This is a genomic window from Novosphingobium sp. PC22D (genome assembly GCF_002556635.1).
In the GTDB taxonomy this organism is placed as follows: Bacteria; Pseudomonadota; Alphaproteobacteria; order Sphingomonadales; family Sphingomonadaceae; genus Novosphingobium.
In genome coordinates this window covers 54,689-68,825 of record NZ_MWMO01000005.1, presented here as the reverse complement: position 1 = coordinate 68,825, position 14,137 = coordinate 54,689, and the positions used below count along the sequence as shown (strand labels likewise).

The 14,137-nt window shown below is 68.3% G+C and carries 12 protein-coding genes; all 12 read left to right on the top strand.

What is annotated here, in order from left to right; translation table 11 throughout:
- Window positions 1–64: 64 nt before the first annotated feature.
- The 12 genes from B2G71_RS10025 to B2G71_RS09970 all read left to right on the top strand — a co-directional run bounded on the left by B2G71_RS10025 (window position 65) and on the right by B2G71_RS09970 (window position 14,069).
- Window positions 65–1,207 carry a putative peptidoglycan glycosyltransferase FtsW gene (locus B2G71_RS10025; protein ID WP_240530111.1) on the top strand — a complete coding sequence of 381 codons (1,143 nt, stop codon included), beginning with the start codon at window positions 65–67 and terminating at the stop codon, window positions 1,205–1,207.
- Entirely contained in the window at window positions 1,204–2,385 is a 1,182-nt protein-coding gene (gene murG, locus B2G71_RS10020; protein ID WP_098105633.1) for an undecaprenyldiphospho-muramoylpentapeptide beta-N-acetylglucosaminyltransferase, read from the top strand. The genes B2G71_RS10025 and murG overlap by 4 nt, the downstream gene beginning before the upstream one ends.
- Window positions 2,382–3,791, top strand: a complete 1,410-nt coding sequence (gene murC, locus B2G71_RS10015) for a UDP-N-acetylmuramate--L-alanine ligase (protein ID WP_098105632.1) — start codon at window positions 2,382–2,384, stop codon at window positions 3,789–3,791. Before murG ends, murC begins: the two co-directional genes overlap by 4 nt.
- Window positions 3,791–4,681 carry a UDP-N-acetylmuramate dehydrogenase gene (gene murB, locus B2G71_RS10010; protein ID WP_098105631.1) on the top strand — a complete coding sequence of 297 codons (891 nt, stop codon included), beginning with the start codon at window positions 3,791–3,793 and terminating at the stop codon, window positions 4,679–4,681. The genes murC and murB overlap by 1 nt, the downstream gene beginning before the upstream one ends.
- Window positions 4,678–5,640: a D-alanine--D-alanine ligase gene (locus B2G71_RS10005; protein ID WP_098105630.1), complete on the top strand. Its 963-nt coding sequence runs from the start codon at window positions 4,678–4,680 to the stop codon at window positions 5,638–5,640. The genes murB and B2G71_RS10005 overlap by 4 nt, the downstream gene beginning before the upstream one ends.
- Entirely contained in the window at window positions 5,637–6,569 is a 933-nt protein-coding gene (locus tag B2G71_RS10000) for a cell division protein FtsQ/DivIB (RefSeq protein WP_098105629.1), read from the top strand. Before B2G71_RS10005 ends, B2G71_RS10000 begins: the two co-directional genes overlap by 4 nt.
- Complete coding sequence (ftsA, locus tag B2G71_RS09995) at window positions 6,569–7,846, top strand: cell division protein FtsA (RefSeq protein WP_098105628.1); 1,278 nt, start codon at window positions 6,569–6,571, stop codon at window positions 7,844–7,846. Before B2G71_RS10000 ends, ftsA begins: the two co-directional genes overlap by 1 nt.
- A gap of 157 nt (window positions 7,847–8,003) precedes the next feature.
- Window positions 8,004–9,653, top strand: a complete 1,650-nt coding sequence (gene ftsZ, locus B2G71_RS09990) for a cell division protein FtsZ (RefSeq protein ID WP_098105627.1) — start codon at window positions 8,004–8,006, stop codon at window positions 9,651–9,653.
- Between the two features lie 225 nt (window positions 9,654–9,878).
- A complete protein-coding gene (locus B2G71_RS09985; RefSeq protein ID WP_141521544.1) occupies window positions 9,879–11,675 on the top strand; it encodes an SPOR domain-containing protein in 1,797 nt (598 codons plus the stop codon).
- Window positions 11,676–11,824: 149 nt separating this feature from the next.
- On the top strand, window positions 11,825–12,331 hold the full coding sequence (locus tag B2G71_RS09980) for a YbjN domain-containing protein (RefSeq protein WP_098105807.1): 507 nt from the start codon (window positions 11,825–11,827) through the stop codon (window positions 12,329–12,331).
- A gap of 68 nt (window positions 12,332–12,399) precedes the next feature.
- Window positions 12,400–13,203: a pyrroline-5-carboxylate reductase gene (locus tag B2G71_RS09975; RefSeq protein ID WP_098105626.1), complete on the top strand. Its 804-nt coding sequence runs from the start codon at window positions 12,400–12,402 to the stop codon at window positions 13,201–13,203.
- 119 nt (window positions 13,204–13,322) lie between these two features.
- The gene (locus tag B2G71_RS09970) at window positions 13,323–14,069 is read left to right on the top strand and encodes a Bax inhibitor-1/YccA family protein (protein ID WP_098105625.1); all 747 of its coding nucleotides are present in this window, start codon (window positions 13,323–13,325) and stop codon (window positions 14,067–14,069) included.
- The last annotated feature ends 68 nt before the right edge of the window (window positions 14,070–14,137 follow it).

The window sequence follows — 14,137 nt, the reverse complement described above, 5'->3', positions numbered from 1 at the left end:
TCCCGTCAACGGCGCCGCCAAGAGCCGCGCGGTGACGCACTATCGCGGCGGGCGGCGCGGCGCGATGCAGATCTGGTGGCAGGAAATCGATCGCGGCGTGCTGATGCTGGCGCTGATCCTGATGATCATCGGCACTGTCAGCGTCGCGGCGGGCTCGCCGGCGAGCGCCCGGCGGTTGTCGACCTCGACCAAGTCGCTCGACGACCTCCACTTCTTCTATCTTCACGTGCGTTGGCAGATCGTCGCGCTCGGGGCGATGCTGGCGGCCTCCACACTGCCAAAGGACATGGCCCGTCGCTTCGGTATCGTGCTCGCGGCGAGCATGATCTTCGCTCTGATGCTGGTGCCGTTCCTCGGCTTCGAGGTGAACGGCGCGCGGCGCTGGCTCAATCTCGGCCTCTCGCTGCAGCCGTCCTCATTCCTCAAGTGCGGCTTTCCGATCCTGCTTGCCTGGCTGCTTTCGCTCAAGGTGCGCGACGAGCAATTGCCGATGATGTCGGTTACGTTCGGCATCGTCGCGCTCGTTTCGGCATTGCTCATGGCGCAGCCCGACTTCGGCTCGACCATCCTGTTCGCCGGGACCTGGTTCACGCTGGTGCTGCTGTCGGGCATCGACGTGCGCCGCATCGCGGTCGCCGGAGCGGGCGGGGTCGTGCTGATCATCGCCACCTATTTCCTCTACGACAACGCGCAGCGCCGCATCGATTCGTTCCTCGGCGGCGGCACCGCGTTCGACCAGGTCGACCTTGCCAGCCGCACGCTGCTCAACGGCGGCTGGACGGGGCTCGGCTTCTGGATGGGCGAGCGCAAGCTGGCGCTGCCCGAAGCGCATACCGACTATATCTTCTCGGTTATCGGCGAGGAGTTCGGCCTGCTCTCGTGCATGGTCGTGGTGATCCTCTACCTCGCGCTGGTGCTGCGCGTGCTGATCCGGCTGGTGCGCGAGGAGGACTTGTTCACGGTGCTCGCCGCGACCGGCTTCGCCGCGCAGTTCGGTGGACAGGCCTTCATCAACATCCTCGTCAATCTCCAGCTCTTTCCGTCGAAGGGCATGACCTTGCCGCTCATCAGCTACGGCGGCTCCTCGACCCTCGCGATGGGGCTGAGCATCGGATTGCTGCTGGCCATCACCCGCAGAAATCCCTTTATCCAGGGTGAGCGGTTTTCGCTCAGCGATCTTGGCAGCGACCTTGGAGACAAACGATGACCGCCGTGAGCCGCCACTACGTCCTCGCCGCAGGAGGAACCGGAGGACACCTGATCCCCGCTTTCTCGCTGGCGGCCGAGCTTGACCGGCGCGGGCACCACGTGGCGTTGATCACCGATACGCGCGGCGCGGCGATCCCCGGCAAGCCCGATTTCCTGCCCGCGCACATCCTTCCGCCCGGGCGCATAGCGGGCAAGAACCCGCTCGGGTGGATCAAGGGCGCGCGCGGCGTGCTCGAGGGGCGGCGCATGGCGCTGCGCCTGTTCGAAAGCTTCGAGCCTTCCGCCGTGGTCGGCTTCGGCGGCTATCCGGCGCTGCCGACGCTGCTCGCGGCGCGCTCGGCGGGGCTGCCCACCGTGCTGCACGAGCAGAACGCGGTGCTCGGCCGCGTGAACCGCTATTTCGCACCCAGGGTCGATGCGATCGCGACCTCGTGCGGCGAGGTCGATCGGCTTCCGGCCAAGCTCGCGGACAAGGTCACGCTCGTCGGCAATCCGGTCCGCGCCGAGGTGCTGGCGCTGCGCGACCGGCCGTTTCCCGCGTTCACCGCCGAGAGCCTGCTGCGCATTCTCGTGACCGGCGGCAGCCAGGGCGCGCGGGTGCTCTCCGAGATCGTGCCCGACGGGCTCGCCATGCTGCCGCCCGCGCTGCGCTCGCGGCTCCAGGTGATCCAGCAGTGCCGTCCCGAGGACATCGCGGCGGTGCGTGACCGCTATGCCACGCACGACATTCCCGCCGAGCTCGCGACCTATTTCGAGGACATGGAAAACCGGCTCGCCGACGCGCACTTGTTCATCGGCCGCGCCGGCGCCTCGACGATCGCCGAACTGACCGCGGTCGGCCGCCCCGCGATCCTCGTTCCGCTGCCCATCGCCACCGACGACCACCAGGCCGCCAACACGCGCGAGATCGTCGCGGCGGGCGGCGCGCGCGCGATCCGGCAGGAGCGCTTCACCGCGACCGAACTCGCCAAGCAGATCCAGGCCATGGCGCAGCATCCCGAAACGCTCGCCAACGCGGCGCACGCCGCGTGGAACTGCGGCTATCCCAACGCCGCCGCCGATCTCGCCGACCTGGTCGAGAGCTTCGGCGGTGAACCGCTGATGGATGTCATCCGCGTGAAGCCGAAATCCGTCGCGAGCGGCAAGGAAGCCCTGGCGATGGAGGGCGCCGAATGAAGGGCGTCGCGACCGATATCGGCACGATCCACTTCGTCGGCATCGGCGGCATCGGCATGTCGGGGATCGCCGAGGTCATGCACAACCTGGGCTACGACGTGCAGGGCTCCGACATCGCCGAAGGCTATGTCGTCGAGGGCCTGAGAAAGCGCGGCATCAAGGTGCTGATCGGCCACGATGCGGCCAATGTCGCGGGCTGCGCGGTGGTCGTCACCTCGACTGCGGTGAAGCGTGACAACCCCGAAGTGAAGGCCGCGCTCGAGGCGCGCATTCCCGTGGTGCGCCGCGCGGAGATGCTTGCCGAGCTGATGCGGCTCAAGAACACCGTCGCGGTGGCGGGCACGCACGGCAAGACGACCACCACCTCGATGGTCGCCTGCCTGCTGGAGGCGGGCGGAGTCGATCCGACCGTGATCAACGGCGGCATCATCAATGCCTACGGTTCGAACGCGCGGCTCGGCGAGAGCGACTGGATGGTCGTCGAGGCCGACGAGAGCGACGGCTCTTTCCTGCGGCTCGACGGCACCATCGCGGTCGTCACCAACATCGATCCCGAGCACCTCGATCACTACGGCAGCTTCGAGGCGGTGAAGGATGCCTTCGTCGAGTTCATCGAGAACGTGCCGTTCTACGGCGCGGCGGTGCTCTGCATCGATCACCCCGAAGTGCAGGCGGTGATCTCCAAGGTTCGCGACCGGCGGGTCATCACTTACGGATTCTCCGCGCAGGCCGATATCCGCGGCGAGAACGTGACGCCGATCCCGGGCGGCAACCGCTTCGACGTGGTGATCCGCGAGCGCGACGGGGCGACGCGCAGGATCGAGGGTATCGAGCTGCCCATGCCTGGTCGCCACAATGTCCAGAACGCGCTCGCGGCGGTCGCCGTCGCGATCGAGATGGGCTGCCCCGAGACGATCGTGTGCAACGGCTTCGCCAAGTTCGACGGGGTCAAGCGCCGCTTCACCCGCGTCGGCGAAGTGGGCGGGGCAACCGTGATCGACGACTACGGCCACCACCCGGTGGAGATCCGCGCGGTGCTCGCCGCCGCGCGCGAGGGCGTCGAGGGGCGCGTGATCGCTGTGGCGCAGCCGCACCGCTATTCCCGCCTGCGCGACCTGATGAGCGAGTTCCAGACCGCCTTCAACGATGCCGACGCGGTCTACGTCACCCCGGTCTACGCCGCGGGCGAGGCCCCGATCGCGGGGGTCGATGCCGCCGCGCTGGTCGATGGCCTCAAGGCGCGCGGCCACCGCGATGCGCACGTCGTCGACAGCGCGGAGGACCTTGCCGGCGCGCTGGCGGCCACGATCCGTCCGGGCGACATGATCGTGTGCCTCGGCGCGGGCGACATCACCAAGTGGGCGGCCGGGCTCGCCGACGCGATCCGGGGGAGGCAGGCGGCGTGATGGCCGATACGCTCCCCCAGGTCGCGGGCAAGCTGACGCCGGATGCGCCGCTGGCGCCGCTGGTCTGGTTCAAGTCGGGCGGTGTGGCGGACTGGCTGTTAGAGCCAAAGGATCTCGCCGATCTTCGGCATTTCCTGCACGAACTCGATCCGCAAGTGCCGGTCATGGCGCTCGGGCTCGGCTCGAACATGATCGTGCGCGACGGCGGCGTGCCGGGCGTCGTGGTGCGGCTGGGCAAGCCCTTCGCGCACGTCTCGGCAATCGACGCGGTCACGCTCGAATGCGGCGGGGGGGCAAGCGGCATCCTCGTGTCCTCGACGGCGCGCGATAAGGGTATCGCCGGGATCGAATTCCTGCGCTCGATTCCCGGCACGGTCGGCGGCTTCGTGCGGATGAACGGCGGGGCCTATGGCGGCGAGGTCAAGGACATCCTGGTCGATTGCGACGTCGTGCTGCGCTCGGGCGAGCTGGTCACGCTCGCCAATGCGGACCTTCATTACACTTACCGCCACTCCGAGCTGCCCGAGGGCGCGATCGTGGTCGCCGCGCGCTTTCGCGGCGCTCCGGGCGAGCCCGCCGCGATCCAGGCCGAGATGGACCGCATCGCCGCCAGCCGCGAGGCGAGCCAGCCGCTGCGGAGCAAGACCGGCGGCTCGACCTTCAAGAACCCGCAAGGCCACAAGGCCTGGCAACTGGTCGACGCGGCCGGCTGCCGGGGCCTCGCCTTGGGCGGCGCGCAAGTGAGCGAAAAGCACACAAATTTCCTCATCAACACAGGCGCGGCGACCAGCACCGAGATCGAGGCGCTCGGCGAGGAGGTGCGCCGCCGGGTGAAGGACAGCTCGGGCGTCATGCTCGAGTGGGAAATCCAGCGAGTAGGCCGCGAATGACTCTTCCCAAGCTCCACGTCGCGGTCCTGATGGGCGGCTGGTCGAACGAGCGGGCGGTCTCGCTGATGAGCGGCGAGGGCGTGGCCAAGGCGCTCGAGTCCAAGGGCCACAAGGTCACGCGGATCGACATGGGCCGCGACGTCGCGCAGCGGCTCGCCGAGACCGCGCCCGACGTCGTGTTCAACGCGCTCCACGGCGCGCCGGGCGAGGATGGCACGGTGCAGGGGATGATGGACCTGATGGGTCTCGTCTACACGCACTCGGGCCTCGCCACCTCGGTGATCGCGATCGACAAGGAACTGACCAAGCAGGCGCTCGTCCCGCACGGTATTCCCATGCCCGGCGGGCGCATGGTCGAGACCGAAGACCTATACCGGCGCGATCCGCTGCCGCGCCCCTACGTGCTCAAGCCGGTCAACGAGGGCTCCTCGGTCGGCGTCGCGATCATCACCGCCGAGGGCAACTACGGCAATCCGATCAGCGCCGAGGCGAAGGGCCCCTGGCAGGAGTTCGACCGGCTGCTTGCCGAGCCCTATATTCGCGGGCGCGAGCTGACGACGGCGGTCATCGCCGACCGCGCGCTGCTGGTCACCGAGCTGCGGCCCAAGTCCGGCTTCTACGACTTCGACGCGAAATATACCGACGGGATGACCGAGCACGTCTGCCCCGCCGAGGTGCCCGACGAGATCACCGCCGCCTGCAAGGACCTCGCCCTGCGCGCGCACCGCCTGCTCGGCTGCCGGGGGACGAGCCGTTCCGACTTCCGCTGGGACGATACGCAGGGGGTCGAGGGCCTGTTCCTGCTCGAGACCAACACCCAGCCGGGCATGACTCCGCTCAGCCTCGTGCCCGAACAGGCCAAGGCCTGCGGCATGGACTATCCCGAACTGGTCGAGGCGATCATCGCCGAGGCGCTGGCCGACGCGAAGGCGAAGCAACCGCAGGAGGGGCGCGGATGAGTCAGCAGAACCGGCGCAAGCCGACAAGCGCGCGCAAGGCCGCCGCGGCGCAGGGCAACCGCCGCAAGGTGCGCAAGGCCAAGGCGACGACCGGCGGCCTGCTCGACACGGTGATGGGCGCGCTGCCTTTTTCCGAAGACCAGCTTCACAAGATCGTGCTCGTCGTCGCGCTGGCCGTGGTGGTCGCGATCGCCTGGGTCACGGCCGCGATGATGGGCGTGCCGGAAATGGCGCGGCGGCAGGTCGCCGCGATCGCCGCCGATGCCGGTTTCGAAGTCGCGCACGTCGAAGTGCGCGGGGTCGAGAACCTCAACGAGCTCAAGGTCTACGAACGCGCGCTCGCGCAGCGCAACCAGGCGATGTCCGAGGTCGATCTCGAAGGGCTGCGCACCGAATTGCTCGGTCTCTCGTGGGTCAAGGATGCGCGCGTCTCGCGCCAGCTTCCCGATACGCTCGTCATCGACATCGTCGAGCGCAAGCCGCACGCGGTGCTGCGCAAGGCCGACCGCTTCGTGCTGATCGACGCGACCGGTCACGAACTCGAGCCGATCAGCCGCCGTGACGCCGAAGGCATGCTGATCGTCTCCGGGCTCGGCGCCGGCCAGCAGGTGACGCAGCTCGGCGGGCTGCTTGCCGCCGCGCCTGCACTCAAGCCGCGCGTGCGCGAAGCGGAATGGATCGGCAACCGGCGCTGGAACCTGACTTTCAAGACCGGGCAAGTCCTGGCGTTGCCCGAAGGCGACAAGCAGGCGAGTTCCGCGCTCGTCGCCTTCGCCCGCCTCGATGGCACCAACCGCCTGCTCGGCGGTCCCGTCAAGGTGGTCGACATGCGCGGCAAGGACCGGATCTACCTGCGCATTCCCGAAAGGGCGAAAATGGAGGCCGCGCTTGCCGCCGGGGCAGGGCGGGGCAGGGAGGAGATCGACTGATGCCGGCACCTCGTATCGTACGCGTCGTGGGCGCGGTGAACCTCGGCTCGTTCCGCATTTCCGCGATCGTCGCCGGCATCACCGAGCTTGGCGACATGGTCGTGCTGGGCTCGGGACACCGTGCCTCGGCCGGGATCAAGCGCGGCTACGTGACCAACATGGCCGCGGCCACGCATGCCGTGCGCGACGCCATCGACCGCGCCGAACGCATGGCCAACCAAAGCGTGCAGAGCGTGTGGGTGGGTTGTGCCGGCGCGGGGCTCGCCAGCCAGGTGGTCGAAGTCGATACCGAGATGAACGGCCGCCGGATCGAGCAGGACGACATCGACCAGTTGCTCGTGTGCGCACGCGACGCGATCCGCCCCGACGGGCGCATGGTGCTCCACGCCCAGCCCGCGCAGTACCGGCTCGACGGCGCGCACGGCGTCGCCGATCCCTGCGGCCTCCATGCCGAGCGCCTTGGCGTCAACATCCACGTCATGCTCGCCGACGGCGCGCCGATCCGCAATCTCACCGAGGCCGTCCAGAACGCGCATCTCGAGGTCGAGGCGGTGGTCGCTTCGCCGATCGCGGCGGGTCATGCCTGTCTTTCTCCCGAGGAACGCGACCTCGGCGTCGCGCTGGTCGAGTTCGGCGCGGAAGTGACCAACGTCGCGGTCTACGCGCAAGGGCTGCTGCGCGGCATGATCGCGATCCCACGCGGCTCGTCGGATATCACCGACGCGATCGCTTCGGTGTTCGGCATCCGGCGTTCGCAGGCCGAGCGGCTCAAGTGCGTCAGCGGATCGGCGCTGGCGAGCCCGCACGACCATCGCGAAATGATCCCGGTCAACGCGCCGGGCGAGGAGGATGCGGGCCCCATCGCGCGCCACGCCGACGAGAAGAACCGTATCCCGCGCGCCGAGCTGATCGGGGTGATCACCACCCAGCTCGGGCTGCTGATGGAAGACGTCGGCAAGGCGCTCAAGGAGCTGCGCTCGCAGGAGCAGCGCGGCAAGCAGGTGGTCTTCACCGGCGGCGGCGCCGAGCTGGTCGGCCTTGCCGACTTCGCGCAGGCGGCGCTCGGCCGCCCGGTCCGCATCGGGACGACTCCCCATCTCACCGGGCTTGCCGAGGCGCATGTGAAGCCCGGGTTCGCAACGCTGGCGGGTCTTGTGTTATACGCCGCCCACGACCCGATCGACATTCGGCGCCTGGGGGCTCGCCACCAGACCGCGATCCGGCCCGGCCGAAGCGTGGTGAGCCGTGTATTCCAAGCGCTGAAGGAATATTTCTGATGGGCGCCGATGCGCCTATCCTCGACGGGCCGGGGACCCGCCCCGGGCGCGCGCGGACTGTGGACAAAGGCCCGGGCCACCTTGGTTCGGCGAGTCGATGCGTGCAATCAAACGCGATTAAGGAATCTATCCGCGCGTTTCGTGCCAGGAGAGTAAGATGAGCATCAATATCGGACCGCCGGCGATCGATGAACTGCGCCCGCGCATCGTCGTATTCGGTGTCGGCGGAGCCGGTGGCAACGCCATTGCGAACATGATCGCGGCCGAGATCGAAGGCGTCGACTTCGTTGTCGCCAACACCGACGCGCAGGCGCTCAACAACGCCGTTGCCGAAAACCGCATCCAGCTCGGTCCCGACATCACGCAGGGTCTGGGCGCGGGATCGCGCCCCGAAGTCGGCCGCGCCGCCGCCGAAGAGACGCTGCCCGAACTCGAACGCCTTCTGGAAGGCGTGCACATGTGCTTCATCGCCGCTGGCATGGGCGGCGGCACCGGCACCGGCGCCGCGCCGATCATCGCCCGCGCCGCGCGCGAGAAGGGCGTGCTCACCGTCGGCGTCGTCACCAAGCCGTTCCTGTTCGAGGGCACGCGCCGCATGCGCGCCGCCGAGGCGGGGATCGAGGAGCTGCAGAAGGAAGTCGATACCCTCATCGTCATCCCCAACCAGAACCTGTTCCTGGTTGCCAAGGCAGAGACGACCTTCAAGGAAGCGTTCCAGCTCGCCGACGAAGTGCTTCAGCAGGGTGTGCGCTCGATTACCGACCTCATGGTCATGCCGGGCCTCATCAACCTCGACTTCGCCGACGTCCGTTCGGTGATGGGCGAGATGGGCAAGGCGATGATGGGCACCGGCGAGGGCGAGGGCCCCAACCGCGCGCTCGAGGCCGCGGAACGCGCGATCGCCAATCCACTGCTCGACGGCGTCTCGATGCAGGGCGCCAAGGGTGTGATCATTTCGATCATCGGCGGCGAGGACATGAAGCTGCTCGAGGTCGACGAAGCCGCCAACCACATCCGCGAACTGGTCGATGCGGACGCGAACATCATCTGGGGTTCGGCGTTCAATCCCGATCTGCAGGGCCGCATCCGCGTCTCGGTCGTCGCCACCGGTATCGAGCAGAGCGCCGAACAGGCCGAACAGGCCTCCCGCCCGGTCAACCTCGGCATGTCGCGCGGGCCGATGCGCCCGGCGGCGACGCCGACGCCGGCCTCGACGGGCGCCGACGTACAGCCGCTTTTCGAGCGCGGTCCGCGTGCGCCGGTGGCCCCGTCCGAAGAGCAGCAGCCCGAAGTCGCCGCCGAAGAGCCGCTCGATCTCGCCGGGGCCGAGCAGGTCTCGTCCGGATCGCAGGACGAGTACGCCAGCGAACTCGAGCTCGACGCCGGCCAGGAAGTGCCGGCCGCCGAGCGCGAGGAGGAAGCCGAGGACGAGACCGCGAACGGCAGCTACGCCAGCCTTTCGGGCACGCGCGACCGGGCGGAGCCGCTCGAGCTTGGGCTTGAGCAGGCCGAAAAGCCCGCCGAGGAGAAGAAGAGCGACGAGCTTCTGCTCGATGCCGATCGTCTTGCCGAACGCGATGCGCCGGTCACGCCGATCTCCGGACGCCGCCGGCCGCTGGTCGGCAGCCAGGAAGCCGTCGCGCAGAAGCAGCCCGAGCCCAACCGACCGCAGGTTTCGGGCAGCACGCTGTTCGAGCGCATGGCCAATCTCTCGCGCAATTCGCGCACGGCCGAAGCCGAGGAAGACGACGAGGAGGCCGGTTCGATCAGCATTCCGCGTTTCCTCGGGCGGCAGAACAACCAGTAGCCCCGCGCGCGACGGCGGCGCGTGCGCGTCGCCGGTTCGCGTCTGGTTCATGTGGCCTGAGCCATTCCGTCGCGCACGGTCGTAACGCGCTCCCTGGTCCCCCCGTGTGGTCCGCCGATTTTGTCGTCGGAGGCGCCGGGGTCTATGAGGTGCGCCTTGGCGCGAGTCGCCCATGGACGACGGCCGCAGGAATCGGGCGGAAAGTACGCGATCTTGAGTGATGACATGAAGCATCGGACGGCGCGGCGGCTGACGGCGGCATTGGCGCTGGCCTTGCCGTTCTCCGCAATTGCGCTGTCCGGTACGGCGCCCGCGCGCGAAGTCGTGCAGCCGCTGCCGAGCCAGGATACCGTGCGCCTCAATGCCGCGCTGGCCAAGCTCGGACGCGATCCGCGCGACGTCGAAGCCCTGCTCGATGCGGGCGACGCCGCGAGCGCAATGGGTGATGCCGATGCGGCGCTCGGCTTCTTTCGCCGGGCCGACCAGATCTCGGCCAACAACCCCCGGGTCAAGGCCGGAATGGCTTCGGCGCTCGTGCTGAAGGGTGATCCGGTCGCGGCGATCCCGATGTTCGACGCGGCCGTCGCGGCAGGCGCCTCGGCCGACACGCTCGCCGCCGAACGCGGACTCGCCTACGATCTCGTCGGCGACAGCGCCCGGGCCCAGCAATACTACGCCGCCGCGCTCAAGAAGGGCGACAACGAGGTGCTCCGGCGGCGGCTCGCCGTCAGTCAGGCGATCGCCGGGGACGGCGCAGCGAGCGAGGCGACGCTGATGCCGTTGCTGCGCGAGCAGGACAAACCGGCCTGGCGCACGCGCGCGTTCACGCTCGCGATCCTTGGCGACATCAAGGAGGCGGTGAAGATCTCGAACACGATCCTGCCCGCCGAACTGGCCGAGCGGGTTGCGCCCTATCTGCGGTACATGCCGCGTCTGACGCCCGCGCAGCAGGCGGCGGCGGCCAATCTGGGGCAGTTTCCGCGCGCGTCCGAGATCGGTCGCGACGATCCGAAGATCGCGGCTTACGCGCCCAAGCCGCTTGCGCAGCCCAAGGCCGGGACCGCCGACGCGGGCCTGATTCCGCAGGGCAGCGGTCTCGGCAAGAAGGCCGCGAGCGCGGACAGGCCGAAGCAGGCCGCGCCCGCGCGATCGACCAAGGTCGCCAGGGCGGAGCAAGAGCGCGTCGCCCCTCCCGAGCCCAAGCCCGCGATCGAGCGCAGCGGTGGCGGCCAGGAATTGCCGCCGCTCAATGCCGCGGCGAGCGCGAAGGCGGCTGAGACGAAGCCCGCTGCGGCGCCGTCCGCGACCGCTTCGCCGCCGCCGCAAAGCCAGCCCGTGCGTCAGGCGGTGGCGCCCGGCTCCTCGGCAACCCCCGCTCCGGGCTTCGATCTCGCGAGGCTTTCGAGCGCCAGGCCTGCTCAGGCCACGTCTTCGTCGCCGCGTGCTGCGGACATTCCCTCGCCGGCCAGCATCATCGATTCGAGTTCGGGCGAGCCGACGGCGGCATCGTCGGGACCCGCCCAGGCCGCCGTCGCGCCGGAGCCTGAGCCCGAACGCGTTTCGCTGCTCGACGCGTTTTCCGACCTTGGCAAGCCGTCGACCCAGGGCGGGCCGATTTCGGGCGCGGTCGACTTGCGCCGGATCGAGCCGGCCAAGCCCGAACCCAAGCCAGACCCCGCCGAACTCGCTGCCGCCAAGGCCAGGGAGGCGGCCAAGGCCAAGCCGAAACCGGCGCCGCCGAGCCATCCCAGCCGCATCTGGGTTCAGCTCGGCGTGGGTCGCAACAAGGACGCGATCGCCTTCGACTGGCGCAAGTGGACGCGCGGCAACGCGGCGCTGTTCAAGGGGCGCGAGGCGCATATCTCGCAGATGGGCCGCACCAACCGGGTCCTCGCAGGGCCGTTCGAAAGCCAGAAGGCGGCGGCTTCGTTCCTGGCCGACGCGGGCAAGGCCGGCTTCGACGGGGCCTTCGTGTGGACCAGCCCCGCAGGCCAGGTGGTCGATATTCTGGGCGACAAATGATGATGGCTTTGGATAAAGAGGCGCTTGTCCTTTTCCACACGCTGTAAACAGGGTTATCGACTTATACGCAGGGGTTAACCTCAATCGTATTGTGCTGCGGCCCCATCACGACGCATCCAGTCATCGGAACGGAGGGACAGATCGCCGATATGAGAATGGTGCAGGAAAATATCGAACAGGACGACGACGCCGCGCCGGTCGAGATGCTCGCATCGCTGTTCGAAGCGCGCGACTGGTCCTTCGAATATGTCGGAGACGACGAGATTTCGGCCGAGGTCAAGGGAAGCTGGGCGACCTACCAGTTCCAGGCGATCTGGCGCGCCGAGGATCATGTCCTGCAGCTTCTGTGCCTGCCCGATATCCGCGTGGCCGAGGCCAAGCGCGCCGCCGTCTACGAGGCGCTGGCGCTGGTCAACGAGCAGCTCTGGCTGGGCCATTTCGACGTCTGGTCGAACGGCGGCGTGGTGCTCTACCGCCACGGCCTGATGCTGGGCGACGAGGGCTTGCTTGGCCCCGCGCAGGCGCAGCTCATCGTCGAGACCGCGATCGAGGAGTGCGACCGTTTCTATCCGGTGTTCCAGTTCATCCTGTGGGGCGACAAGAGCCCGCGCGACGCGCTCGCCGCGGCGCTGGTGGACGCCGCCGGCGAGGCTTGACGCGGCCTTCCCCGCTTGCCGCGGCCGCGACGCTTGGCAAATGCGGCGAGGCGCACTAGGCGCGGGGCATGGCGCTTTTTGACAAATTCCTGATCGTCGGCTGCGGCAACATGGGCGGAGCGATGCTCGCCGGCTGGCTTGCCGGCGGGATCGAGCCCTCGCGCTTCACCGTGGTCGATCCGGGCCTGCCCGAAGCGCCCGAGGGCGTGACGCTGCTGCGCGAGATGCCCGAAGGGGCCTTCGACGCCGTCATGCTGGGCATCAAGCCGCAGATGCTCGATCAGCTCGCACCGCGGATCGCGCCAGCCGTTGGACCGGAAACCGTGGTGTTCTCGATCCTGGCGGGGGTCGAGATCGCCAGCCTGGAGCGGCGCTTCGCCCAGGGCCGGGCGGTGGTGCGGATCATGCCGAACCTCGCGGCCGCGATTGGCAAGTCGCCGATCGCGCTGGCCGAGAGCGGACTGGAAGGCCGCGAACGCGATGCCGTCGCCAAATTCATGCAGCCGCTCGGCACGCCCGAATGGTTCGACGAAGCGCTGTTCGACGCAGTGACGGCGCTGGCGGGCTGCGGGCCGGGCTTCGTCTATCGTTTCATCGATTCGCTGGCAGGCGGCGCGGTGGCGCTCGGCGTGCCCGAGGCGCAGGCGCGGCGGCTCGCGCTGGCCATGGTCGAAGGCGCGGGGCTGCTTGCAGCCTCGTCCGAACTGTCGCCCGGCGAGCTTGCCGATCGGGTCGCGAGTCCGGGCGGATCGACCCGCGCCGGGCTCGATGTCCTCGACGAGGGCGGGGCGCTTGCCGGTCTCGTCACCGCGGCGATGCGCGCCGCGCGTGAACGCAACGCCGAGATGGCCGCGGCGGCGCGCGAAGGCTGATACGATTTGTCACAATCGAATCCGACCCGGTTTTTCTTGAATCCTTAAGGCTGCGGTCCGATATTGGTCCCAACCGGCGCGCATTGGGCGCATGGAGCCGGAAAGGGAGTTGAAGGAAAATGGCGAATTGGAACGACCCCCAGCCCCGTTCGGGCTTCGGTGCGTCTCCTAGCCTTGGTGGACGCACTGACGGTCGCGCCGGCTACGATACGGGCCTGCGCAAGTATATGCTGTCGATCTACAATTACATGGCCTCGGGCGTGCTGCTCACCGGCATCGTCTCGCTGCTGTTCGCCAGTTCGGGCATGGCCGCGCAGATCATGTTCGGCGGCGGCCTGCTCAAGTGGCTGATCATTCTTTCGCCGCTCGCGATCGTCATGGCCATGAGCTTCGGCGCGAACCGCTTCAGCACCGGCGCGCTTCAGGCGATGTTCTGGGGCTTCGCGGCGTTGATGGGCCTCTCGCTGTCGACGATCTTCCTCGTCTATACGCAGCAGTCGATCGCGACGACGTTCTTCGCGACCGCCGGCGCCTTCGCGGGCCTGAGCCTGTTCGGCTACACCACGAAGAAGGACCTGTCGGGAATGGGTTCGTTCCTGGTCATGGGCCTGGTCGGTATCCTGATCGCGATGGTGATCAACCTCTTCGTTCAGTCGACGGTGCTGCAGCTCGTGGTCTCGATCCTGGGCGTGCTGATCTTCGCGGGCCTCACGGCCTACGACACCCAGCGGCTCAAGGCGCAGTATTACCAGCTTCGCGGGACGGAGTTCATGGGCAAGGCCGTCGTGCTCGGCGCGCTCAGCCTCTATCTGGACTTCATCAACATGTTCCAGTTCCTGCTCTATTTCATGGGGCAGCGCGACTGATCCGAACAGTCCACAGGTATCGATCACGGCAATCTCGATGCCCGGTGCGTTTCGTCGCACCGGGCATT